The following is a 22,353-nucleotide window of genomic DNA, read 5'->3' on the forward strand; positions in this document are numbered from 1 at the left end:
GCCATGCACCTGCTCAGGACCCAGCCCGGCGGTTTCGTGTCGGATGACAACATTGCCGACCTTGGACAAACCCCCGCCGAGCTGGTGATCCTGTGCAGCGGCGACTCCAGCCTGGCGCTGCTCGCCGAAGCCGCGCAGCAATTGCCCGAGGATTACCCGAGCCTGCGCCTGGCCAATCCGATGCAGGTACAGAATCACGCCTCGGTCGACCTGTATGTCGATGAGGTGCTGCGTCACGCCAAGGTCATTCTGATTTCGCTGCACGGCGGCATCGCTTATTGGCGTTATGGCGTCGAGCGACTGGTGGAGTTGTCTGAGCGCGGGGCGCAGGTGATTCTGGTGCCGGGCGATGATCGTCCCGACCCGGAACTCAGCGACCTGAGCACGGTGCCCGCCGAAGATCGCGACCGCCTCTGGCAGTTCTTGCGTCAGGGTGGCATGGGCAATGCGCTGGACTTCTTCCATTGCCTGGCCAACCGCTGGCTGGCGCGTGACTACGCCTGGGGCGAGCCGCAGGCGTTGCCGCGTACAGCGATTTACCACCCACAGAAAAACACCGCCGCGCTGAGCGACTGGCAAGCTGAATGGCTGCCCGGTCAACCGGTCGCGGCGGTGTTGTTTTATCGCTCGCATTTGCAAGCGGCGAACACCGCGTTCATCGATGTGTTCTGCCAGCGCTTGCAGGCGGCGGGGCTCAATCCGTTGCCGATCGCGGTTGCCAGCCTGAAAGAACCCGGCTGCCTGTCGGTGGTCGAGGACTGGCTGGATGAGGTTGAGGCGGCGGTGATTCTCAACACCACCGGTTTCGCGCAATCCAGCCCGGAAGCGCCGCACCTGCGCCCGTTCCGGCGCAATATTCCGGTGATTCAGGCGATCTGCGCTCAGGACAACGAGCCCGGTTGGCGCGACAGCGAGCAGGGCCTGGGGCCACGGGACCTGGCGATGCACATTGCCTTGCCGGAACTCGACGGGCGCATCATCAGCCGGCCGATCAGCTTCAAGGATCTGGCCTGGCGCAGCGAGCGCAGCCAGTCCGACGTGGTCTGCTACCGGGCGCAACCCGAACGCATGGATTTCGTCGCTGAACTGGCGCGGCGCTGGAGCGATCTGGCGCGGCTGCCGAACACGGAAAAACGCATCGCGCTGATCCTCGCCAACTACCCGACTCGCGACGGCCGGATCGGCAATGGCGTCGGTCTGGACACGCCGGCGGCGGCATTGAATATGCTGCGCGCGTTGCAGGCGGAAGGCTTCCCGCTGACGGCGGAGTTGCCGGACAGCGGCACCGCGTTAATCCAGCAATTGCTCGGCGGCGTGAGCAACGACCTCGACAGCATCGACCTGCGTCCGTGCCAGCAAAGCCTGGCGATGGATGCCTATCTGGCGATGTTCAACGCGCTGCCGGAAGCCAATCGCGCGGCGGTGCTGGAACGCTGGGGCGCGCCGCAAAACGATCCGATGTGCCGCGACGGGCGGATGATGATCGCCGGGCTGCGTTTTGGCTTGACCTTCGTCGGCATTCAACCGGCGCGCGGTTATCAGGTCGATCCGAGTGCGGTGTATCACGACCCGGATCTGGTGCCGCCGCATGGCTATCTGGCGTTCTATTTCTGGCTGCGCAACACCTACGGTGCCCATGCGGTGATTCACGTCGGCAAGCACGGCAACCTCGAATGGTTGCCGGGCAAGGGCGTCGGCCTCTCGGAAAATTGCTGGCCGGACGCATTGCTCGGGCCGCTGCCGAACATTTATCCGTTTATCGTCAACGACCCGGGCGAGGGCGCCCAGGCCAAGCGGCGCACGCAAGCGGTGATCATCGACCACCTGATGCCGCCGCTGACCCGTGCCGAAACCTACGGCCCGCTGCGCAATCTGGAACTGCTGGCCGACGAATATTACGAGGCGCAACTGCTCGATCCGCGTCGTGCGCGGGAGCTGCAGCGCGACATTCTGCAACTGGTGCGCGAGACGCAGATCGACCGCGAACTGCAACTCGACGCCGGTCTGGACAGCGACGCCGACGCAGCGATCTGGCTGCCGCGTCTGGACACCTATCTGTGTGACCTGAAGGAATCGCAGATCCGCGATGGCCTGCACATCTTTGGCGAGTCGCCGACCGGACGTTTGCGCATCGATACGTTGCTGGCCTTGCTGCGCATTCCGCGTGGCGACGGCAAGGGCGCGCAGTCGAGTCTGCTGCGGGCGTTGGCCAAGGCCTTCGAGTTGGGCTTTGATCCGCTGGATTGTGTGCTTGCCGATCCATGGAACGGCCCGCGTCCGCCAGAGCTGCAAAGCCTCAGCGAAGAAATCTGGCGCACTGCCGGCGATACCCGCGAACGCCTTGAGCTATTCGCCACCCAACTGATCTCCGAAACATTGCACGCCCCTTGTAGGAGTGAGCCTGCTCGCGATAGCGGTATGTCATTCAACACTGAATTGCCTGACCTGACGCCATCGCGAGCAGGCTCACTCCTACAGGAACCGAGGGGGGCTGAAGTCAGTGCAATCATTGAAAATCTGCGCGAAGTCGTCGCCCCACGCCTCGACGCCTGCGGCCCCGCCGAAATGCGCGGTCTGCTTGACGCCCTCAACGGTCGCTTCGTCCCCGCCGGCCCAAGCGGCGCACCCAGCCGTGGCCGTCTCGACGTGTTGCCCACCGGGCGCAACTTCTACTCGGTGGACGTGCGCAACCTGCCGACCACCACCGCGTGGCGCATCGGTTTCCAGTCCGCCACGTTGATTCTCGAGCGGCATTTGCAGGATCACGGCGATCACCTGCGTCAGCTCGGCCTGTCGGTGTGGGGCACCGCGACCATGCGCACTGGCGGCGACGACATCGCTCAGGCCATGGCGCTAATGGGCGTGCGCCCGGTGTGGGCCACCGGCAGTCAGCGCGTCGATGATTTCGAGATTCTGCCGCTGAGCCTGCTCGACCGGCCACGGGTCGACGTCACGCTGCGGGTCTCGGGTTTTTTCCGCGATGCTTTTGCCAACCTGATTCGTCTGTTCGACGCCGCCGTGCAAGCGGTGGCGGCGCTGGACGAACCGGATGACCTCAACCCGCTGGCGGCGAAGGTGCGTGCCGAGCGCGAGGCGCTGTTGCAATCGGGGCTGGATGCCGACGCGGCGCGGCGCCAGGCCGGCTGGCGGATTTTCGGCGCCAAACCCGGAGCCTATGGCGCGGGGGTACAGGGCGCCATCGACGGTCGCCTGTGGCAGAGCCGCGAAGATCTGGCCGAGGTCTATCTGAATTGGGGCGCTTACGCTTACGGCGGGGCGGACGAGGGCACCGCCGCTCGTGAACAGTTCGTCCAGCGTCTGAGTCAGGTGCAAGCGGTGCTACAGAACCAGGACAATCGCGAGCACGACTTGCTCGATTCCAACGACTATTACCAGTTTCAGGGCGGCATGCTCGCGGCGGTGGAAACCCTGCGCGGCGAAGCGGCGGCGAGTTATCACGGTGATCACAGCCAGCCGGATCTGCCGAGAATCCGTACCCTGAAAGAAGAACTGAACCGGGTGATCCGCTCGCGGGCGGCCAATCCGAAATGGATCGAAGGGGTCAAGCGTCATGGCTATAAAGGCGCCTTCGAACTGGCGGCGACAGTCGATAACCTGTTCGCTTTCGACGCCACCACACAACTGATCGATGATCATCAGTACGCGTTGCTGGCGGACGCCTACTTGCTCGACCCGGCGACCCGCGATTTTGTTCGTGAACACAATCCGCATGCGCTGCGCGACATGACCGAGCGCATGCTGGAAGCGCAGCAGCGCGGGATGTGGCAGGAACCCGGCGTGTATAAAGAAGCACTGGAAAACCTGCTGCTGGATATAGAAGAAGACGCCTGACACACCACAACATTTTGTAGGAGTGAGCCTGCTCGCGATAGCGGTGTATCAGCCAACCTATTTGTCGCTGAACCACCGCTATCGCGAGCAGGCTCACTCCTACACTGAAATGAATCCACACCGACCATGACCGAGTATTGAAGATGACCGACACCCCGCATTTCCCGCTCTCTGCCGTGGTCGGCGCCGATGACCTGAAACTCGCGCTCTGCCTCACCGCCATCGACCCGAAAATCGGTGGCGTGCTGATCGAAGGCCCGCGCGGCATGGCCAAGTCGACCCTGGCCCGTGGCTTGGCCGATCTGCTCGCCAGCGGTCAGTTCGTCACGCTGCCATTGGGCGCCACCGAGGAACGTCTGGTCGGCACTCTTGATCTCGACGCCGCGCTGAGTGAAGGGCGGGCGCAGTTTTCTCCCGGTGTTTTGGCCAAGGCTGACGGCGGTGTGCTGTACGTCGATGAAGTAAACCTGCTGCCCGATCATCTGGTCGACCTGCTGCTCGATGTGGCTGCCAGTGGTACCAACCTGATCGAGCGCGACGGCATCTCCCATCGGCATTCGGCGCGATTTGTATTGATCGGCACGATGAACCCGGAAGAGGGTGAATTACGGCCACAGCTGCTTGACCGTTTCGGCCTGAACGTCGCCCTCAGCGGCCACACCGCGCCGACCGAACGCGGGCAGATCATCCGCCGCCGCCTGGATTTCGACAGCGATCCACAGGCGTTCTGCGTGCAGTGGGAAGCCCAGCAGCAAGCGCTGCGTGAGCGCTGCGAACAGGCGCGCATCGCCTTGGCGAACATCCCGCTGGATGACGACGCGTTGGCGAGCATCACCCAGCGTTGCTTCGCTGCTGGCGTCGATGGCTTGCGTGCTGATCTGGTCTGGCTGCGTGCGGCCCGTGCGCATGCGGCATGGCGCGGCGCCGAAGCGATTGCCGAGCAGGACATCGACGCCGTGGCGGAATTTGCCCTGCGGCATCGGCGTCGCGAACCTTCTTCGTCGAGTCCGCAACCGCCCGCGCAGAACCCGGCCAGTAGCCAGGCCGAACCGAGCGAAGGGCAGGGCCAGTGGGGTGATATGCCCGCCCCGGCACTGGCCACGGGTGCCCGTCGCGAAGTGCCGAGCTGGCCAAAAAAGTAACCGGCATTCGTCCCCGATCCGACGCGGGGGCGAATGCCAGACCCCGCGCCGGTCGCCTCGATCATGGACGCCAAGGCCAGCGCCACGCCGCGCGCAGCGGCCGGGTGAACTGGCCGGGCACGCTGCTCAACGGTCGGCCGCAGACTCGTGAAGATCTGCAGTTTCAGTTGCGCACTCGTACTGCCCATGAATTGTGGTTGGTGATCGTCGATGCCTCGGCTTCGACCCGTAGGCATCAGGCGCTGAGTGATGCCAAAGGCCTGCTCGCGCAATTGTTCGATGATGCTTATCGGCAGCGCGCGCGACTGGCCTTGCTGACCGCCAGCGGCAGCGCGCCGAAATGGCAGGTGCAAGGTCTGAAAGCATCGAGTGGCTTGCGCACCTGGCTGGAGGCGTTGGGGGCGGGCGGCGGCACGCCGTTGGTGGCGGCATTGACGCAGGCACAGCAATGGCTGGTGCAGCGACAAAAGCGCTTCCCGGCCGAGCAGCAGCGCTTGCTGGTGGTCACGGATGGGCGTTTAAAAGCCTTACCGTCGATGCCGCCGCTGGAGTGTCCGGGATTGTTGATCGACATTGAGCGTGGGCCGATCCGCCTGGCACGGGCGCGAGAATTAGCGAAGGCGTTGAATGCGGATTATCGGCATATTGATGATGTGTGATGCCCTGTGCGGGCCTCATCGCCAGCAGACTGGCTCCCACAGTTTGAGCGGTGTTCGCGAATATTGTGTGCGACACAAAACCCTGTGGGAGCCAGCCTGCTGGCGATGGCTCCGACTCGGTTTCAGGTGAACATGGCAATCAGGCTCCGACGCTCTATGCTCCACCCCAGCCCAATCACAAGGAGTGAATCATGCGGGTACTGGTCGCCAATCCTCAGGACGATTTTCGCGTCAAAGCCTACGCCGGCACCAACGGCGTATTACTCGCCATGGACCTCGCCGAGCCCCGACGCAAAGGCCTGCTCGGGTTTGCCATCGAAAAGCAGCAGGGCGACAAACCGTGGTTGTTCCTGTTCAACAGCCTGACATTTCCCGGCAAGGCACACACGTTCCCGCAGTATCACGCCACGCCCAGCGATAAAGCGCCGCTACAGAAATTCCGCTGGGCCGATTACGCGGTCAACCCGGGCACGACGATGCACTATCGCGTGCATCTGGCCTATGGCACGGCGGACGCGCCACAACTTGGCGAATCACTGGAGCTGAGCATCACCAGTGACGACGGTCATCCGGCCAACCAGAGCGTGATATTCAACCGTGCTGTGGCCGCCAGTCAGGCCTTCCAGCGCAAATTTCCCGACCTCGACGCGCAGATCAGCGCCAACAAGAACCTGCCCATCGAAGCCTGGCCCGACGCGGCGCGGCTGTGGCTGGAGAACGAGCTGCTGGAGCGATTACTGGGCTTTATCGAACGTGCGGTGGACGCGCAGTGGGCGCTGGACATCGCGATCTACGAGTATCAGTTGCAGGCGATCGTCGACGCAGTGAATGCGGCCTTTGCCCGGGGGGTTCAGGTGCGCGTGCTGTATCACGCGCAACCTGATGATCCCGATACGACCCTGAACGAAACGAACCTTGCCAAATTGCCGATGGCGAACAAGCGCGGCCGGGTCACCCATAACATCTTTCACGACAAATTCATTGTTCTCAGCCGTGTCGATGGCGCGGGTCAGCGGCAACCGCAGGCGGTGCTGTGCGGTAGCACCAATTTCACCGCCAATGGCGTGTATCGCCAGGCCAACGTGGTGCATACGCTCGACGACGTGACGATTGCCGCGCGTTATCTGCAAACCTTCGAAGAAGTCTGGGCCAACCCGGCCGACGTCGCTGCGACGCGCAGCTGGATCACCGAACACAACCCGATGGACCCGACACAGGCGCTGTTCGCCGGGTTCTCGCCACGCAGCGGTGGTGGTGATTTGCGTGCGTTTGTCGAGATCATCGAGGCGGCCAGGAAGGACGTGCTGTTCGTCACCGCGTTCACCTTGCCGGACGCGATCCTCAACGCGCTGCTCGGCAAACCGCATGACGACATCCTGCGTTACGGCCTGCAAAACACCGCGAGCAGCATCACCGGGTTTCATGCCGACCGCACCGCCGAATTCGCTGCCACAGCATTACTCAACACCGGGCTGGAAGGCTGGCTGAAGGAAAACATGAAAGGCCAGAAGGGCAACCTGCTGGTGCACACCAAAGCCGTGATCACCGACTTCACCACCGATGCGCCGACCATCATCAGCGGCAGTCACAACCTCAGTACGTCAGCCAGTAACGGCAATGACGAGAACTTCCTGATCATTCGTGGCGACACCGATCTGGCTGATCGCTATGGCCTGGAGTTGCTGCGGTTTTATGAGCATTACCGCTTTCGCTATTTCGCGAAAAAGCTGGAACTGAAGCAGGTGAGTCCATTGGCGGTGGATGACAGCTGGACCAACGATTATTACGTGGAAGGGGATTTGCGCCAGTTGTCGCGGTTGCGTTTTGCCGGGCGATGATGTGGTGTGTTTGATGACCCCTTCGCGAGCAAGCCCGCTCCCACGTTGGACCTTCTTTGAACTCAGAACCTGCGTCCGACGAATAACCCCTGTGGGAGCGGGCTTGCTCGCGAAAGGGCCTGCAGGAAAATCAAATTTCCTGTGCTCTTACAGATTTTGAAATGATTTGCCGCTGTAGAAAATGTGCCTTGAGCCTGTACGCTCCAAGGCCATTTTTCATTCAGGATTTGCATGAACACCCTCTTGGAGCCTCCCAGTCGTACCTTCTCCACGCGCCATGGCGCGGTCTTGACGTACTCGCAGCATCCGGTTTTCCGACTCCCGTCTATCGTTGACAACGCGGCTTCAGAGCCTTCGCGTTGCACTTTGCCGTGTCCGGCAGCCTGAATTCACTGAAGAGAGATCGAGACATTTTATGGAATGGTTAGCGGATCCCACGGCCTGGTTAGGCTTGTTGACTTTGATCGTGCTGGAGCTGGTGCTGGGTATCGACAACCTGGTGTTCATCGCGATCCTGGCGGACAAACTGCCACCGCATCAGCGCGATCGTGCGCGGATCATCGGCCTGTCGTTGGCGCTGATCATGCGCCTGGGCCTGTTGGCGAGTATTTCCTGGCTGGTGACCCTCACGCAGCCGTTGTTCGAGGTGTTCGACAAGAGCTTCTCCGGCCGTGACCTGATCATGCTGTTCGGTGGTGTATTCCTGCTGTTCAAGGCGACGATGGAGCTGCACGAACGACTCGAAGGCCACGTCGGCCAGCGCTCGACCAATGCCGCTTACGCGCTGTTCTGGCCAATCGTCGCGCAGATCGTGGTGCTCGATGCGGTGTTCTCGCTGGACGCGGTAATCACCGCCGTCGGCATGGTTGATGAACTGGCGGTGATGATGATCGCGGTGATCATTTCCATCGGCCTGATGATCGTCGCCAGCAAGCCGCTGACCCGCTTCGTCAACGCGCACCCGACGGTGATCATGCTGTGTCTGGGCTTCCTGATGATGATCGGTTTTGCCCTGACAGCCGAAGGCCTGGGCTTCCACATCCCGAAAGGCTATCTGTACGCGGCGATTGGTTTCTCGATCCTGATCGAAGTGTTCAACCAGATCGCCCGGGCCCGGCGCAAGCGTTCGATGCAAGGCCTGCGCCCCCTACGTGAGCGTACGGCCCACGCGGTAATGCGTCTGCTGGGCGGGCGCAAGCTGGAGGCGGAGGAGGTCGGCGAGGAAATTTCCGATCTGCTGGATGACGGCGAAGCCCCGAGTGCGGAGCTGTTCGACCGCCGCGAGCGAGTGATGATCAGTGGCGTGCTGCAACTGGCCGAGCGGCCGATTCGGAACCTGATGACCGTACGTGCGGATGTCGACACCATCGATCTGGCCGACGACGCCGAGACGATTCGCACAAAATTGATGCACTCGTCGTATTCACGTCTGCCGCTGATTCGCCACGGCGCGGTGGATGAACCGTTGGGCTTCGTGCACAAAAAGGAATTGCTCAAGGAATACCTGTCCGGTACCGAGCCGAATCTGGAGCACCTGGCGCGCAAGACCATCAACCTGCTCGACAGCTATTCGATCCTCAATGCGCTGGAGCAAATGCGCGCGGCGTCGACTCACATCGCCTTCGTGGTCAACGAATTCGGTGACTTCGTCGGTGTGTTGACCATGACCGACATCCTCGAATCGATTGCCGGCGAACTGCCCGATGCCAGCGAGATCGAAGGCCCGGACGTGATCGAGGAGCAGGGCGGTTTTGTCGTCAACGGCGCGTTGAACCTGACCCGTGTTCGCCAGCGCACCGGGTTCGGCGCCGAACCGACCGAGGACTATCAGACCCTGGCCGGACTGGTGATGAGCCTGCTGGATCGCTTGCCGATGATCGGCGATCGGCTGCAGTACGCAGGCTGGCAAATGACCGTCAAAGCCGTTGAGGAACGACGGGTGACGCAGGTGTTGCTGGTGCGCGATTCTGCGTAAGGCAGCAGCCTTGCGCTGACGGTGCCGGCCCCTTCGCGGGCAAGCCCGCTCCTACAGTGCACGCGTCGTACACGAAATGTGTGAACAACGTTGACCCCTGTGGTAGCGGGCTTGCCCGCGAAAGCGATGCGTCAGACGCCGCAACGATTACGGGAAATGCACTGCCTCAAATCACCCGCCGATGCGCACGCGTGATTGTGCAGAGCCTGCTCAATGTGCGGCGCAACCACGGCAGGTCATGCCTTGGTTTCTGCTGCACCACCGGTGCCCTGGTCCTGCCAATATGCCGGGCAAAGTCCGCCGCCAGTGTTTCCTCTGTGCCGATGCCTTTGAGTTTTTTCACCAGCCTGCCGTTTTGTAGAACAGCACCGTCGGCGTGCCGGTGACCAACGGATGGCGCGGCGACTCTCGGGTGTTAAGCATGTAGATATTGGCGCGATGCCGGTACGGCTCGGCAATCTGACGAAAAATCGGCCCGGCCCATTCGCAGGCGGGGCAGTGTTCATTGGCGAAATACAGGATCACCGGGCGCCAGGTTTTCAGGGCTTTGCGGTAAACCGGGGCCAGATTGGAAATGGTATTGGCAGCGCTCATTGAGAACTCCTTTTCAACGACCTCGAAGGTTCGATAACGTTAAAGAAGGGTGAAGAACAGGTCTACTGTCAGAAATTACAGGTGGCCTGTGGATTCGCGAGATTTTTCCCACTTTTATGAAGGACCGGCCCGACACGAAGCCCGGAAATATGGAATGTCGGGACGTGATACCTTTTTTCACTCAATAAAAGAGAAGGCGGTAATAAGCGATAGGCGTCGAAGCCGTCTTGGAGTGCTATTTTAAGCACCATTAACAGCACTCCAGGGAGCACCATCATGACTCACGTAGTCCTTTCTAATATCGTTGCGAGTATTTCTGAATTGAAAAGAAATCCCATGGGTACTGTGGCCGCTGGTGGCGGCCAGTCTGTAGCGATCCTGAATCGAAATGAGCCGGCGTTTTATTGTGTGCCCGCAAAAGAGTATGAGGCGATGATGAATCGTCTTGAGGACCTGGAACTGATCGCACTATGCAAGGAGCGAGAAAACGACCCTACCATCAAGGTCTCTATAGATGACCTATGAGCTGGAGTTTTCCGAGAAAGCGTGGAGGGAATGGAAAAAGCTTGATTCAGCACTTCAGGATCAGTTCAAGAAAAAGCTCTCTACACGTCTGGTCAATCCTCACGTTCCTGCCGATCGACTCCGAGGGTTGGGAAACGCCTACAAAATCAAGCTTCGCAGTGCTGGATACAGGCTGGTCTATCGCGTAAAGAACGAGGTTTTGGTTGTTACCGTGATTGCGGTAGGGAGAAGAGAGCGGGGAGAGGTCTACGACCAAGCCGCTTGCCGATAGATATGGAGAGCTGGCCCCTTCAATCGCTAACCACATTGCACCGAAGTAGCCCTTCGTGCTCCATCTGGGAACCTGCTACTCGTTATTTGTAGCCTAAGGTAGCGCAGCCCATCAGTACCCGCACCTGACTCCATTTTTCGCATTTCCTGCATCCCGTTGATTCCAAAAACATTTAACCCCTCTACAGTTTCCCTGTGATTCCTGTGGCACACTTTCTGCTGTCTATTCCGCAGTAACAAACCGTGTTCCGGTATAGCGGAATAAACATCATCCTGGAGTGCTTGCCATGCATCGCCGTCCTTCGTTGTTCAAAGCGTGTGTTTTCGTTCTTGCGGCTTCGTCCGCTGTGATGGGCATGGCCCAGGCAGCCGATAGCAAGCTCGACAGTGTTCTGGCCCGGGGCAAGCTGATTGTCGGCACCGGCAGCACCAATGCGCCGTGGCACTTTCAGGGTGCGGACGGCAAGTTGCAGGGCTTTGATATCGACATCGCCAGGATGGTGGCCAAGGGGTTGTTCAATGACCCAAGCAAAGTCGAGTTCGTCGTGCAGTCGTCCGACGCGCGAATTCCCAATCTGCTGACCGACAAGGTCGACATGAGCTGCCAGTTCATCACCGTTACCGCCAGCCGCGCGCAGCAAGTGGCATTCACCCTGCCGTACTACCGCGAAGGTGTCGGTCTGCTGCTGCCGGCCAACAGCAAGTACAAGGAAATCGAAGACCTGCAGGCGGCCGGTGACAGCGTTACGGTGGCCGTGCTGCAAAACGTCTATGCCGAAGAATTGGTGCATCAGGCGCTGCCCAAGGCCAAGGTCGATCAGTACGACAGTGTCGATCTGATGTATCAGGCGGTGAACTCCGGCCGTGCCGATGCCGCGGCTACCGATCAGTCGTCGGTCAAATACCTGATGGTGCAGAACCCCGGCCGCTACCGCAGCCCGACCTACGCGTGGAGCCCACAGACCTACGCCTGCGCAGTCAAACGCGGCGATCAGGACTGGCTGAACTTCGTCAACACCACTCTGCATGAAGCCATGACCGGCGTTGAGTTCCCGACTTACGCGGCATCCTTCAAGCAATGGTTCGGTGTCGACCTGCCGTCGCCGGCGATTGGTTTCCCTGTCGAATTCAAATGATCCCGTGAGAGTGGGGCGCCTGCACGCGCCCCGCTCAAGGTACTGCTGACCATGAACTATCAGTTGAACTTTGCCGCCGTGTGGCGCGATTTCGACACCTTGCTGGCGGGGCTCGGTCTGGGCCTTGAACTGGCGCTGGTGTCGATCGCCATCGGCTGCGTGATCGGCCTGCTGATGGCGTTTGCCTTGCTCTCGAAGCATCGCGCCTTGCGGGTGCTGGCCTCGGTGTACGTCACGGTGGTGCGTAATACGCCGATTCTGGTGTTGATTCTGTTGATCTACTTTGCCTTGCCGAGCCTGGGGATCCGTCTGGACAAGATTCCCTCGTTCATCATCACGCTGTCGCTGTATGCCGGTGCCTATCTGACCGAAGTGTTCCGTGGCGGCTTGCTGAGCATCCCCAAAGGCCAGCGCGAAGCGGGGCTGGCGATCGGACTCGGTGAGTGGCAGGTCAAGGCCTACGTCACCGTGCCGGTGATGCTGCGCAACGTGCTGCCGGCGCTGTCGAACAACTTCATCTCGCTGTTCAAGGACACCTCGCTGGCCGCCGCGATTGCGGTGCCGGAGCTGACCTATTACGCGCGCAAGATCAACGTCGAGAGCTACCGGGTGATCGAAACCTGGCTGGTGACCACGGCGTTGTATGTCGCGGCCTGTTACCTCATTGCCATGCTGCTGCGTTACCTCGAGCAGCGTCTGGCGATCCGCCGATAGGAGGCTGCGATGTACGAATCTCCCAGTTGGTTGCGTGAATTGTGGGTGGCACGCGAGACGTTGCTGCAAGGCTTCCTGACCAGTGTGCAAGTGTCGGCATTGGCGATTCTGTTCGGCACGCTGCTCGGGGTTGTCGCCGGTCTGGTGCTGACTTACGGCAAGTTCTGGATGCGCGCGCCGTTCCGCTTTTATGTCGACATTATTCGCGGCACGCCGGTGTTTGTACTGGTGCTGGCCTGCTTCTATATGGCGCCGGCGCTGGGCTGGCAGATCAGCGCGTTTCAGGCCGGTGCGCTGGGCCTGACGCTGTTCTGCGGCTCGCACGTCGCCGAGATCGTGCGCGGTGCTTTGCAGGCATTGCCACGTGGACAGATGGAAGCGAGCAAGGCGATCGGCCTGACGTTTTATCAGTCTCTCGGTTACGTGCTGTTGCCCCAGGCGTTGCGGCAGATCCTGCCGACCTGGGTCAACTCGTCCACCGAAATCGTCAAGGCTTCGACCTTGCTCTCGGTGATCGGCGTTGCCGAATTGCTGCTCAGCACCCAACAGATCATCGCCCGGACCTTCATGACTCTGGAGTTCTACCTGTTCGCCGGTTTTCTGTTCTTCGTCATCAACTACGGCATCGAATTACTCGGCCGGCACATTGAAAAGCGGGTGGCCCTGCCATGACTCAAGCTCAAGTTTCCAACGTTCAGAACGGTCAGCCGCTGCTGGACATCCGTGGCCTGCACAAGCAGTACGGTGCGGTCGAAGTGCTCAAGGGTGTCGATCTGAGCATGCAGCGCGGCAACGTCGTAACGCTGATCGGCTCCAGCGGTTCGGGCAAGACCACCTTGCTGCGCTGCGTGAACATGCTCGAAGAGTTCCAGGGCGGGCAGATCCTGCTCGACGGCGAGTCCATCGGCTATGACGAGGTCGGTGGCAAACGCGTGCGTCACGCGGAAAAAGTCATCGCCCGCCATCGTGCGATGACCGGCATGGCCTTCCAGCAATTCAACCTGTTTCCGCACCTGACAGCCTTGCAGAACGTCACCCTCGGTCTGCTCAAGGTAAAGAAAATGCACAAGGACGAGGCCGTGGTGCTGGCCGAGAAATGGCTGGAGCGGGTCGGCCTGCTGGAGCGGCGCAATCACTTCCCCGGGCAGTTGTCCGGCGGTCAGCAACAGCGCGTGGCGATTGCCCGGGCGATTGCGATGAACCCTAGCCTGATGCTGTTTGACGAAGTCACCTCGGCCCTCGATCCGGAGCTGGTCGGTGAAGTGCTGAACGTGATCAAGGGCCTGGCCGAAGACGGCATGACCATGTTGCTGGTGACCCACGAAATGCGTTTCGCCTTCGAGGTTTCGGACAAGATCGTGTTCATGAATCAGGGGCGGATCGAAGAGCAGGGGCCGCCCAAGGAACTGTTCGAACGCCCGCAATCACCGCGTCTGGCTGAGTTTCTCAAGAGCACGCGGTTCTAATTTTTGCTTTGTAATCAGGAGAAATACCCATGAGCATTACTCGATACGGCACCGGCAGCACCGCCGCTGGCGGTCAGCCACGTCCCTTCGCGCGCGCCGTTGAAGCGGATGGCTGGCTGCACGTGTCCGGCCAGGTGCCGGCGGTGGATGGCGAGATCATCGTTGGTGGTATCGTCGAGCAGACCCACCAGACCATGAAAAACCTGATCGCGATTCTCGAAGAGGCCGGTTATGGCCTGGAGGACGTGGTGCGGGCTGGCGTATGGCTGGACGATCCGCGGGATTTCAGCAGTTTCAACAAGGTTTTCGGCGAGTACTTCAAACCTGAACACGCCCCGGCACGGGCCTGTGTGCAGGCGAGCATGATGGTTGATTGCAAGGTCGAGATCGATTGCATCGCGTACAAGAAGAAACCCTGAACCGAGGTGCCCCTATCGCGAGCAGGCTCACTCCTACAGAAGGACGCGCTTCAACTGTAGGAGTGAGCCTGCTCGCGATGGCGATCTAACCGTCGACGCTGCACTCTCGGTACACTCCCGGCACTTTCATTGGGAACTGAAGACATGACCGAAGACACCATCAAACGCCGGGCCCGTGGTCTGGACAGGGCGTTCGATATCCTCGACTTCCTCAAGGAGATCGGCCAGCCGCTGCGTCCGAACGACATCGCCAACGGCATCGGCAGCCCGAAATCCACGGTCTACGAACTGGTGGCGTCGCTGCTTGAGCGACGGATTCTGGAGCCGGTGGGCAAGGACGGTCACGTCTATCTCGGACGTCAGTTGTATTTCCTCGGGCAGGCGCACCTGCGTCACTTCGACCTCAGTCGCGAGGCCGATCACGCCTTGCAGGAGATCGTCAGCCAGACCCGGGAAACCGCGCAAATGTGCCTGCTCAACGGGCGCAAATACACGGTGGCGCTGATGAAGGAGGGCGAGCGGCATTTCCGCATTTCGTCCGACATCGGCGAAAACGCGCCGATCCCGTGGACTGCGTCCGGGCGCTTGCTGCTGGCGCATTTGAGCGACCAGCAGATCATCGACCTGATCGACGAAGACGACTACATCCTGCCCGACGGCGAGCGCCTGCCGCTGGAACGCTTTCTGGCGGAGATCCGCCAGGCTGGCATCGACGGTTTCTTCTCCTTCGACAGCGTGGCCGACACCTTCACCCATTGCTTCGCCGCGCCGGTCAAAGACCCCAGCGGCGTGGCCATTTGCACCCTGTGCATCGTCGCCCCACGGGCCGATGCGAAAAACAATTACGACGACTATCGCCGGGTGCTGATCGAGAGCGCCAACAGCCTCGCCCGGCGCATCAACGAATAACCGCGGCTGCCTGCGGCCGCGACAGTGAGGAGTTCAAGCATGACGACTGCCATCAATACCGCTGTGGAAAAGGGCGACGCCGCCATCGGTGCGCACCTTGTGCGCGACGTCAGCCTGCCGGCGCTGGTGCTGCACCGCGAGGCGCTGGAGCACAACATTCGCTGGATGCAGAAGTTCGTCAGCGACAGCGGCGCCGAGCTCGCGCCCCACGGCAAGACCAGCATGACCCCGGCGCTGTTCCAGCGTCAGCTCGACGCTGGCGCGTGGGGCATCACCCTCGCCAGCGCCACCCAGACCCGCGCCGCGTACGCCCACGGTGTACGCCGGGTGCTGATGGCCAACCAACTGGTCGGCACGCCGAACATGGCACTGATTGCCGATCTGCTGGCCGATGCCGATTTCGATTTCTATTGCATGGTCGATCACCCGGACAACGTCGCCGATCTCGGCGCCTACTTCGCCTCGCGCGGGGTCAAGTTGAACGTGATGATCGAATACGGCGTGGTCGGTGGCCGCTGCGGTTGCCGCAGCGAGCAGGAAGTCATCGCGCTGGCCCAGGCGATCAACGCGCAACCGGCGCTGGCTCTGACCGGCATCGAGGGTTACGAAGGGGTGATCCATGGCGATCACGCGGTTAGCGGCATTCGCGAATTCGCCGCGTCGCTGGTGCGCCTGGCGGTGCAGTTGCAGGACAGCGGCGCGTTTGCCATTGCCAAGCCGATCATCACCGCCTCGGGTTCGGCGTGGTACGACCTGATCGCCGAGTCGTTCGAGGCACAGAATGCGAGCGGACGCTTCCTCAGCGTGCTGCGCCCGGGCAGTTATGTCGCCCACGATCATGGCATCTACAAGGAAGCGCAGTGCTGCGTGCTGGATCGTCGTAGCGATCTGCACGAAGGATTGCGTCCGGCGCTGGAAGTCTGGGCCCACGTGCAGTCGTTGCCGGAGCCGGGTTTTGCGGTGATCGCCCTCGGCAAGCGCGACGTGGCGTTCGATGCCGGCCTGCCGGTGCCATTGCTGCGTTACAAGGCCGGTGTATTGCCAGCGGTGGGCGACGATGTCGGCGCGTGCAAGGTGACGGCGGTGATGGACCAGCATGCGTTCATGAGCGTGGCGCCGGGGGTTGAGTTGCGGGTGGGCGACATCATTTCCTTCGGCACCTCGCACCCGTGCCTGACCTTCGACAAGTGGCGGGTGGGGTTGCTGGCGGATGAGCAGTTGGCGGTGGTCGAGAGCATGGAGACCTGCTTCTAAGGTTTCAGACCGAGTCGCGCCCATCGCGAGCAGGCTCACTCCTACAGGGGAACGCATTCCAATTGTAGGAGTGAGCCTGCTCGCGATGAGGGCCGCCCAAACACCGATGATTATCCAGAGACACCTCCCAATGACCAGCCTCAGCCCCCTGGGCCCGAATACCCCGCGCATCGCCCTGATCGGCGAGTGCATGATCGAACTCCAGCACCGTGCCGACGGCAGCCTGCAGCAAAGCTTCGGTGGCGATACCTTGAACACCGCGGTGTACCTGTCCCGCGCTCTCGGCGACAAAGCCCAGGTCGATTACGTCACCGCGCTCGGCGACGACAGCTTCAGCGACGCCATGTGCCAGAGCTGGGCTGACGAAGGCATTGGCCTGGATCTCGTGCAGCGTCTGCCCGGTCGTTTGCCGGGCCTGTACTGCATTCAGACCGACGCCAACGGTGAGCGGCGTTTCCTCTACTGGCGCAATGAAGCGGCGGTGCGCGATTGCTTCACCACCCCAGCGGCGGAGCCGATTCTGGCAGCGCTGCCGGACTACGATGTGCTGTATTTCAGCGGCATCACCCTCGCAGTGTTAGGTGCGAAGGGCCGCGAACGCTTGATCCAGACCCTGATCGAAGCCCGCCAGCGCGATGCGCGGATCGTCTTCGACAACAATTATCGGCCACGCTTGTGGTCCTCACAGGAAGAGGCGCGGGCGGCCTATCGCAGCGTGTTGCCGCATGTCGATCTGGCGTTGCTGACCGTGGATGACGAACAGGCGCTGTTCCATTTTGCCGATTGCGACGCAGTGTTCGAGGCGTACGCGCAGATCGGCACGCCGGAAGTGGTGCTCAAGCGCGGCGCCGAGGCGTGTCTGATTCGCTGCGATGATGAGGCGTTCGAAGTGCCGGCGCAGCAGGTCGACAAGGTCGTGGATACGACGGCGGCGGGGGATTCGTTCAGTGCGGCGTATTTGGCCAGCCGGTTGCTGGGGGCCAGTCCGGTCGAGGCGGCGCAGGCGGGGCATTGGCTGGCAAGTCGGGTGATTCAGGTGCCGGGGGCGTTGATTCCCAGGTAAGCGGTGGATGGCCGCTTACTGCGCAATCGGTTCGCGAGCAAGCCCGCTCCCACAGGGGACCGCATTCCAGACTGTGGGAGCGGGCTTGCTCGCGAAGAGGTCCTAAGGCCAAGCACTCAATCGCGGAAAAACACCTGCACCAGGTGATAGCCGAACTTGCTCTTGATCGGCCCATGCACCGTGCGCAGCGGCTTCTTGAAGATCACCGCATCGATCGCGCCGACCATCTGTCCCGGCCGCACTTCACCCAGATCACCGCCGCGTTTGCCGGACGGGCAGGTCGAGTATTTCTTCGCCAGCACATCGAACGCTTCGCCCTTGGCAATGCGTTGCTTGAGTTGTTCGGCCTCTTCGGCGGTTTTCACCAGAATGTGGCGGGCTTGGGCTTTCATCGTGCGATACCTGTAACGGGGTGACGGCGGGGCGCGGGATTATGCCTCAAGTGACGGCGTTTGGTTGATCATCTCGCGGATCTTGTTGGCCAGCACGTCAATCGAAAACGGCTTGGCCACCATGTCCATGCCATCCTCGAGAAAGCCCTGACGCTCGGCGGCTTTCTGCGCGTAACCGGTCATGAACAGCACCTTCAGCCCCGGACGATGCTGGCGGGCGATTTCCGCCAGTTGCCGGCCATTCATCCCCGGTAGACCAACGTCGGTCACCAGCAGATCCACACGCAGCTCCGATTCCAGCAGCGGCAGGGCGGCGCTGGCGTCGGCGGCTTCGTGGGCGAGGTAACCCAGCTCCTTGAGCAGATCGAGCACCAGCATGCGCACCGCCGGGTCATCCTCAACCACCACCACGGTTTCGCCACAGGTGGCCGTCGGCGCCGCACTGAGGGTTTCCACAACTGGCCGTTCCGGCTCCAGCAGGTTCAGGCGCGGCAAGTACAAGCGCACACAAGTGCCCTGATTCGGCAGGCTGTCGAGGCTGACATGGCCGCCCGACTGCTGGGCGAAGCCATAAATCATCGACAGTCCGAGCCCGGTGCCCTGGCCGATCGGTTTGGTGGTGAAGAACGGATCGAACGCCTTGGCGCGCACCGACGGCGTCATGCCGGTGCCGTTGTCGCTGACCGCCAGCATCAGGTAATCGCCGGCCTTGACCGGTTCGAGGGTGGTGATGTCGTTGCCGTCGAGGTAGACGTTGGCAGTTTCGATCAGCAGTTCGCCGCCATCGGGCATGGCGTCGCGAGCGTTGATCACCAGGTTGAGCAAGGCATTTTCCAGTTGGCTGACGTCGGTGCTGATCGGCCACACATCGTCGGCCAGGCGCAGCGTGAGTTCGATCGGGTCGCCCTTGGTGCGGCGGATCAAATCCTCCAGCGAATGAATCAGTTCGTTGACGTTGAGGGTCTTGCGGTCCAGCGATTGCCGGCGCGAGAACGCCAGCAAGCGATGGGTCAGCGCGGCCGCTCGGTTGGCCGACGACACCGCCGCTTCGGTGAAACGGCCGATTTCATCGGCGCGGCCGTCGGCGATGTAGCGCTGCATCAGGTCGAGGCTGCCGATGATTCCGGTGAGCATGTTGTTGAAGTCGTGGGCGATACCGCCGGTGAGCTGGCCGACCGCTTCCATCTTCTGCGCATGGCGCAACGCATCTTCGGCGCGCTCGCGTTCGAACATCTCGTTCTGCAGACGCTGATTGGCCTGAGCCAGTTGTTCGGTGCGGGCGCTGACCCGTTCTTCGAGGGTTTCATTGAGATTGCGCAGGGCTTCTTCGGTCTTCTTCCGTTCGGATTCGTCGATCACGAAAATATAAAAACCGTTGACTGAGCCGTCGGCGCCGTGGCGCGGGAGGTAATTCATCAGCGCATGGCGGTTGCTGCCGTCGCGATGCGGGGTGTACAGGCTGAACGAGCAGGGTCGCCCGGCCAGGGCTTCGGCAATATAGGGCGCGCGCAGGAAGTAGGCTTCTTCGCCGATCACTTCGCGAATGGTACGGCCATACAGTTCCTGCGGCGTGAGGCCGTACCAGTCCAGATACGCCGCGTTGTTCAGGCGAAAGCGCTCTTCGTGGTCGACATAGCTGATGAGGATCGGCATTGCATTGATGATCAGCTGCAATTCCGTCTGGCTCTGGCGCAGCGCCTGCTCGGTGTGCTTGCGCTCGGTCAGGTCCAGCGCGGCGCCGAGGAAGCGCACGGGTCGCCCGTGGTGATCCTTGTAACAGCGGCCCCGGGCAAACACCCAGCGCAGTTCGCCGTCGGCTTTCAACAGGCGGTATTCTTCGGCGTACTCGGTGCCGTGGGTGATGCAGTGCTTGATGCTGCGGGCGATCAAGGCGCGGTCTTCGGGGTGCACGCCTTGCAGGTAGTCGCTGATCGGTAGCTGACTGGCGTGGGCCGGATCAATGCCGTGCAACTGGGCGAAATGCGCGTCGGCAATGAAACGGTCTTCGCCGATGTCCCAATCCCAGGTGCCAACCGCATCGGTGGCGGCCAGCGCCAGTTGCAGGCGTTCTTCAGTGTCGCGCTGGGCCTTGAGGCTTTCTTCGGAACGGCGTTGCAGTTCGAGGGCGATGCGCCGGCGTTCGTTGGTTTCGATGGCGGTCACCAGGATCCCGGCCACCTGCGTGTTTTCATCGCGGATGGGGCTGTAGGTCAGATCCAGCCAGAAGTCAGACTCTACGCCTTCACGTTGCAGGGTAAATCGCCGCTCGCTGTAGGTGCGCACCTGGCCTTGTAGGACGGCTCGATAAATCGGGTCGGTAAAGTCTTGAAGTTCTGGCCATATAAGGTGCGCCGGCTGTCCGAAAGCGTGTGGATGCTTGCTGCCGGCGAGCATCGCAAAGCCATTGTTGTAGATCTGCGTGAGCTGCGGCCCCCACAACAGCAGCATCGGCATCGGCGAGTGAATCACGATGTCCACCGCGGTGCGCAGGCTTTGCGGCCAGGTGCCAGAAGCGCCCAACGGCGTGCGGCTCCAGTCGGTACGGGCGATCAGGGCTTGGGCGTCATCGGGGGAGGGTGTTGCGTTCATCACATCTATCCTGAGCGTCGGTCAGTGCGTTGGCATCTACTATTCTTGCACTTGCGGTAGACGCTGTATGACCCGTTACGTCACGACAGCGGGTCATTTCTGTTCATTGAATGCTTCGCGGGTGCTTATTGCCATGGAAATCGATGCACTGTTGCTCCGTCTGTCGAGCCAGCACGGCTCTGACCTGTTCCTGTCCACGGGAGCACCACCCAGTGCGCGCATCGATGGCGTGCTGACGCCGTTCAGCGAGCGGCCGTTCAAGCCCGGTGAGGTCGAGACTATCGCCAACTCCCTGATGGACGCCGAGCAACGACGCGAGTTCGATCGGGATCTGGAAATGAACCTGGCGATTTCCCGTACGGGCATCGGGCGTTTTCGGGTGAACGTCTTCAAGCAACGCAATGATGTGTCAATCGTGATCCGCAACGTCAAACTCGATATTCCGCGCTTCGAAGACCTGAAACTGCCGCCGGTATTGCTGGAAACGGTGATGCTCAAACAGGGGCTGATCCTGTTCGTTGGCGCCACCGACTCCGGTAAATCCACCTCGCTGGCCGCGCTGATCGATCACCGCAATCGCCACAGCAGCGGGCACATCATCACCATCGAAGACCCGGTGGAGTATATCCATCGACACCAGCGCTCGATCATCAATCAACGCGAAGTCGGCGTCGATACCCGCAGTTTCCATGCGGCGCTGAAAAACACCCTGCGTCAGGCCCCGGATGTGGTGCTGATCGGCGAGATCCGCGACCGCGAAACCATGGAGCATGCGCTGACATTTGCCGATACCGGGCACCTCGTGCTGTCGACGCTGCATGCGCACAACGCCAATCAGGCGCTGGACCGTATCGTCAATCTGTTCCCCGAAGAGCGCCGCCCGCAGTTGCTGCACGCGCTGGGCAACAATCTCAAAGCGTTCGTCTCGCAACGGCTGGTGCGCACTTTGGACGGTCAGCGCCGGGCGGCGGTCGAAGTGATGCTCGGCACCCCGACCATCGCCGACCTGATCCGGCGCAACGAGTTGGGTGAACTCAAGGGCATCATGGAGAAGTCTGGCGAGGTCGGCATGCAGACCTTCGACGCGGCGCTGTACGGGCTGGTGGTGGAGGGCGTGATCAGTGAGGACGAAGCGCTCAAACATGCCGATTCGCAGAACAATCTGCGGCTGCGTTTGAAGCTGCATGCCGAGGCGGGGCCAGCGCCCGCGCCCTCATCATCAGGCGACTGGGGCCTGATGGATTAACACCTCACCCCTGTGGGAGCGGGCTTGCTCGTGAATGCAATCCATCAGTCGATATCAGCGGGACTGACACACCGCTTTCGCGAGCAAGCCCGCTCCCACAAGGGGATGGCGTGCTAATCCGAAAGCTCTGGACGATATTGGGGCCGCTGCCCGCGCCCCCAATATCAGGCGATTGGGGCTTGATGGATTAACACTTCACCCCTGTGGGAGCGGGCTTGCTCGCGAATGCAATCTGTCAATCGATATCAGCGGGACTGACACACCGCTTTCGCGAGCAAGCCCGCTCCCACAAGGGGATGGCGTGCTAATC

At 61.3% G+C, this 22,353-nt stretch carries 18 protein-coding genes and 1 pseudogene; 16 read left to right on the top strand and 3 right to left on the bottom strand.

The annotated features are described in order from the left end of the window. Positions 1-3: 3 nt before the first annotated feature. From cobN to LVD08_RS21290, 5 genes are all read left to right on the top strand, one after another. Positions 4-3,852: a cobaltochelatase subunit CobN gene (gene cobN / locus LVD08_RS21270; RefSeq protein ID WP_247269186.1), complete on the top strand. Its 3,849-nt coding sequence runs from the start codon at positions 4-6 to the stop codon at positions 3,850-3,852. A gap of 143 nt (positions 3,853-3,995) precedes the next feature. Further along, positions 3,996-4,994, top strand: a complete 999-nt coding sequence (locus LVD08_RS21275) for an ATP-binding protein (protein WP_247269187.1) — start codon at positions 3,996-3,998, stop codon at positions 4,992-4,994. After that, positions 4,979-5,653, top strand: a complete 675-nt coding sequence (locus LVD08_RS21280) for a vWA domain-containing protein (RefSeq protein ID WP_274621258.1) — start codon at positions 4,979-4,981, stop codon at positions 5,651-5,653. The genes LVD08_RS21275 and LVD08_RS21280 overlap by 16 nt, the downstream gene beginning before the upstream one ends. Positions 5,654-5,844: 191 nt before the next feature. After that, complete coding sequence (locus tag LVD08_RS21285; RefSeq protein WP_247269188.1) at positions 5,845-7,491, top strand: phospholipase D-like domain-containing protein; 1,647 nt, start codon at positions 5,845-5,847, stop codon at positions 7,489-7,491. A gap of 415 nt (positions 7,492-7,906) precedes the next feature. Further along, complete coding sequence (locus tag LVD08_RS21290; RefSeq protein ID WP_247269189.1) at positions 7,907-9,466, top strand: TerC family protein; 1,560 nt, start codon at positions 7,907-7,909, stop codon at positions 9,464-9,466. Positions 9,467-9,632: 166 nt separating this feature from the next. On the opposite strand, the pseudogene LVD08_RS21295 reads toward LVD08_RS21290, so the two are convergent. After that, positions 9,633-10,060 (bottom strand): annotated as a pseudogene (locus tag LVD08_RS21295) (thioredoxin family protein). A gap of 276 nt (positions 10,061-10,336) precedes the next feature. On the opposite strand from LVD08_RS21295, the gene LVD08_RS21300 reads away from it, so the two are divergent. The 10 genes from LVD08_RS21300 to LVD08_RS21345 all read left to right on the top strand — a co-directional run bounded on the left by LVD08_RS21300 (position 10,337) and on the right by LVD08_RS21345 (position 17,816). After that, complete coding sequence (locus tag LVD08_RS21300; protein ID WP_003225462.1) at positions 10,337-10,585, top strand: type II toxin-antitoxin system Phd/YefM family antitoxin; 249 nt, start codon at positions 10,337-10,339, stop codon at positions 10,583-10,585. Continuing rightward, positions 10,575-10,856, top strand: a complete 282-nt coding sequence (locus LVD08_RS21305) for a type II toxin-antitoxin system RelE family toxin (protein WP_096797672.1) — start codon at positions 10,575-10,577, stop codon at positions 10,854-10,856. The genes LVD08_RS21300 and LVD08_RS21305 overlap by 11 nt, the downstream gene beginning before the upstream one ends. A gap of 286 nt (positions 10,857-11,142) precedes the next feature. Further along, positions 11,143-11,991: a transporter substrate-binding domain-containing protein gene (locus LVD08_RS21310; protein WP_098964184.1), complete on the top strand. Its 849-nt coding sequence runs from the start codon at positions 11,143-11,145 to the stop codon at positions 11,989-11,991. A 51-nt stretch (positions 11,992-12,042) separates the two neighbouring features. After that, positions 12,043-12,705: an amino acid ABC transporter permease gene (locus LVD08_RS21315; RefSeq protein ID WP_003225455.1), complete on the top strand. Its 663-nt coding sequence runs from the start codon at positions 12,043-12,045 to the stop codon at positions 12,703-12,705. 9 nt (positions 12,706-12,714) lie between these two features. Beyond that, the gene (locus tag LVD08_RS21320) at positions 12,715-13,377 is read left to right on the top strand and encodes an amino acid ABC transporter permease (RefSeq protein WP_247269190.1); all 663 of its coding nucleotides are present in this window, start codon (positions 12,715-12,717) and stop codon (positions 13,375-13,377) included. Continuing rightward, positions 13,374-14,171: an amino acid ABC transporter ATP-binding protein gene (locus tag LVD08_RS21325; RefSeq protein WP_103366947.1), complete on the top strand. Its 798-nt coding sequence runs from the start codon at positions 13,374-13,376 to the stop codon at positions 14,169-14,171. Before LVD08_RS21320 ends, LVD08_RS21325 begins: the two co-directional genes overlap by 4 nt. 29 nt (positions 14,172-14,200) lie before the next feature. Next, a complete protein-coding gene (locus LVD08_RS21330; protein WP_003225452.1) occupies positions 14,201-14,590 on the top strand; it encodes a RidA family protein in 390 nt (129 codons plus the stop codon). 144 nt (positions 14,591-14,734) lie between these two features. Continuing rightward, positions 14,735-15,499 carry an IclR family transcriptional regulator gene (locus tag LVD08_RS21335; RefSeq protein WP_027612656.1) on the top strand — a complete coding sequence of 255 codons (765 nt, stop codon included), beginning with the start codon at positions 14,735-14,737 and terminating at the stop codon, positions 15,497-15,499. 39 nt (positions 15,500-15,538) lie between these two features. Continuing rightward, positions 15,539-16,753, top strand: a complete 1,215-nt coding sequence (locus LVD08_RS21340; protein ID WP_247269191.1) for an amino acid deaminase — start codon at positions 15,539-15,541, stop codon at positions 16,751-16,753. A 130-nt stretch (positions 16,754-16,883) separates the two neighbouring features. Further along, a complete protein-coding gene (locus tag LVD08_RS21345) occupies positions 16,884-17,816 on the top strand; it encodes a sugar kinase (RefSeq protein WP_247269192.1) in 933 nt (310 codons plus the stop codon). Positions 17,817-17,932: 116 nt separating this feature from the next. Here LVD08_RS21345 and LVD08_RS21350 read toward each other — a convergent pair whose 3' ends face one another. Together LVD08_RS21350 and LVD08_RS21355 are read right to left on the bottom strand one after the other, a co-directional pair. After that, a complete protein-coding gene (locus LVD08_RS21350; RefSeq protein ID WP_003225447.1) occupies positions 17,933-18,208 on the bottom strand; it encodes a peptidylprolyl isomerase in 276 nt (91 codons plus the stop codon). 39 nt (positions 18,209-18,247) lie between these two features. Then, positions 18,248-20,797 carry a PAS domain-containing hybrid sensor histidine kinase/response regulator gene (locus LVD08_RS21355; RefSeq protein WP_247269193.1) on the bottom strand — a complete coding sequence of 850 codons (2,550 nt, stop codon included), beginning with the start codon at positions 20,795-20,797 and terminating at the stop codon, positions 18,248-18,250. Positions 20,798-20,930: 133 nt separating this feature from the next. Between LVD08_RS21355 and LVD08_RS21360 the strand changes: the two genes are divergently transcribed. Further along, on the top strand, positions 20,931-22,043 hold the full coding sequence (locus tag LVD08_RS21360) for a PilT/PilU family type 4a pilus ATPase (RefSeq protein ID WP_247269194.1): 1,113 nt from the start codon (positions 20,931-20,933) through the stop codon (positions 22,041-22,043). Positions 22,044-22,353: the final 310 nt, after the last annotated feature.

It is taken from the genome of Pseudomonas sp. YL2, from assembly GCF_023063025.1.
In the GTDB taxonomy this organism is placed as follows: domain Bacteria; phylum Pseudomonadota; class Gammaproteobacteria; order Pseudomonadales; family Pseudomonadaceae; genus Aquipseudomonas; species Aquipseudomonas putida_A.

Coding starts and splice junctions, on each gene's coding strand:
- cobN (WP_247269186.1), top strand. CDS start 4: ATGCACCTGCTCAGGACCCAGCCCGGCGGTTTCGTGTCGGATGACAAC.
- LVD08_RS21275 (WP_247269187.1), top strand. CDS start 3,996: ATGACCGACACCCCGCATTTCCCGCTCTCTGCCGTGGTCGGCGCCGAT.
- LVD08_RS21285 (WP_247269188.1), top strand. CDS start 5,845: ATGCGGGTACTGGTCGCCAATCCTCAGGACGATTTTCGCGTCAAAGCC.
- LVD08_RS21290 (WP_247269189.1), top strand. CDS start 7,907: ATGGAATGGTTAGCGGATCCCACGGCCTGGTTAGGCTTGTTGACTTTG.
- LVD08_RS21300 (WP_003225462.1), top strand. CDS start 10,337: ATGACTCACGTAGTCCTTTCTAATATCGTTGCGAGTATTTCTGAATTG.
- LVD08_RS21305 (WP_096797672.1), top strand. CDS start 10,575: ATGACCTATGAGCTGGAGTTTTCCGAGAAAGCGTGGAGGGAATGGAAA.
- LVD08_RS21310 (WP_098964184.1), top strand. CDS start 11,143: ATGCATCGCCGTCCTTCGTTGTTCAAAGCGTGTGTTTTCGTTCTTGCG.
- LVD08_RS21315 (WP_003225455.1), top strand. CDS start 12,043: ATGAACTATCAGTTGAACTTTGCCGCCGTGTGGCGCGATTTCGACACC.
- LVD08_RS21320 (WP_247269190.1), top strand. CDS start 12,715: ATGTACGAATCTCCCAGTTGGTTGCGTGAATTGTGGGTGGCACGCGAG.
- LVD08_RS21325 (WP_103366947.1), top strand. CDS start 13,374: ATGACTCAAGCTCAAGTTTCCAACGTTCAGAACGGTCAGCCGCTGCTG.
- LVD08_RS21330 (WP_003225452.1), top strand. CDS start 14,201: ATGAGCATTACTCGATACGGCACCGGCAGCACCGCCGCTGGCGGTCAG.
- LVD08_RS21335 (WP_027612656.1), top strand. CDS start 14,735: ATGACCGAAGACACCATCAAACGCCGGGCCCGTGGTCTGGACAGGGCG.
- LVD08_RS21340 (WP_247269191.1), top strand. CDS start 15,539: ATGACGACTGCCATCAATACCGCTGTGGAAAAGGGCGACGCCGCCATC.
- LVD08_RS21345 (WP_247269192.1), top strand. CDS start 16,884: ATGACCAGCCTCAGCCCCCTGGGCCCGAATACCCCGCGCATCGCCCTG.
- LVD08_RS21350 (WP_003225447.1), bottom strand. CDS start 18,208: ATGAAAGCCCAAGCCCGCCACATTCTGGTGAAAACCGCCGAAGAGGCC.
- LVD08_RS21355 (WP_247269193.1), bottom strand. CDS start 20,797: ATGAACGCAACACCCTCCCCCGATGACGCCCAAGCCCTGATCGCCCGT.
- LVD08_RS21360 (WP_247269194.1), top strand. CDS start 20,931: ATGGAAATCGATGCACTGTTGCTCCGTCTGTCGAGCCAGCACGGCTCT.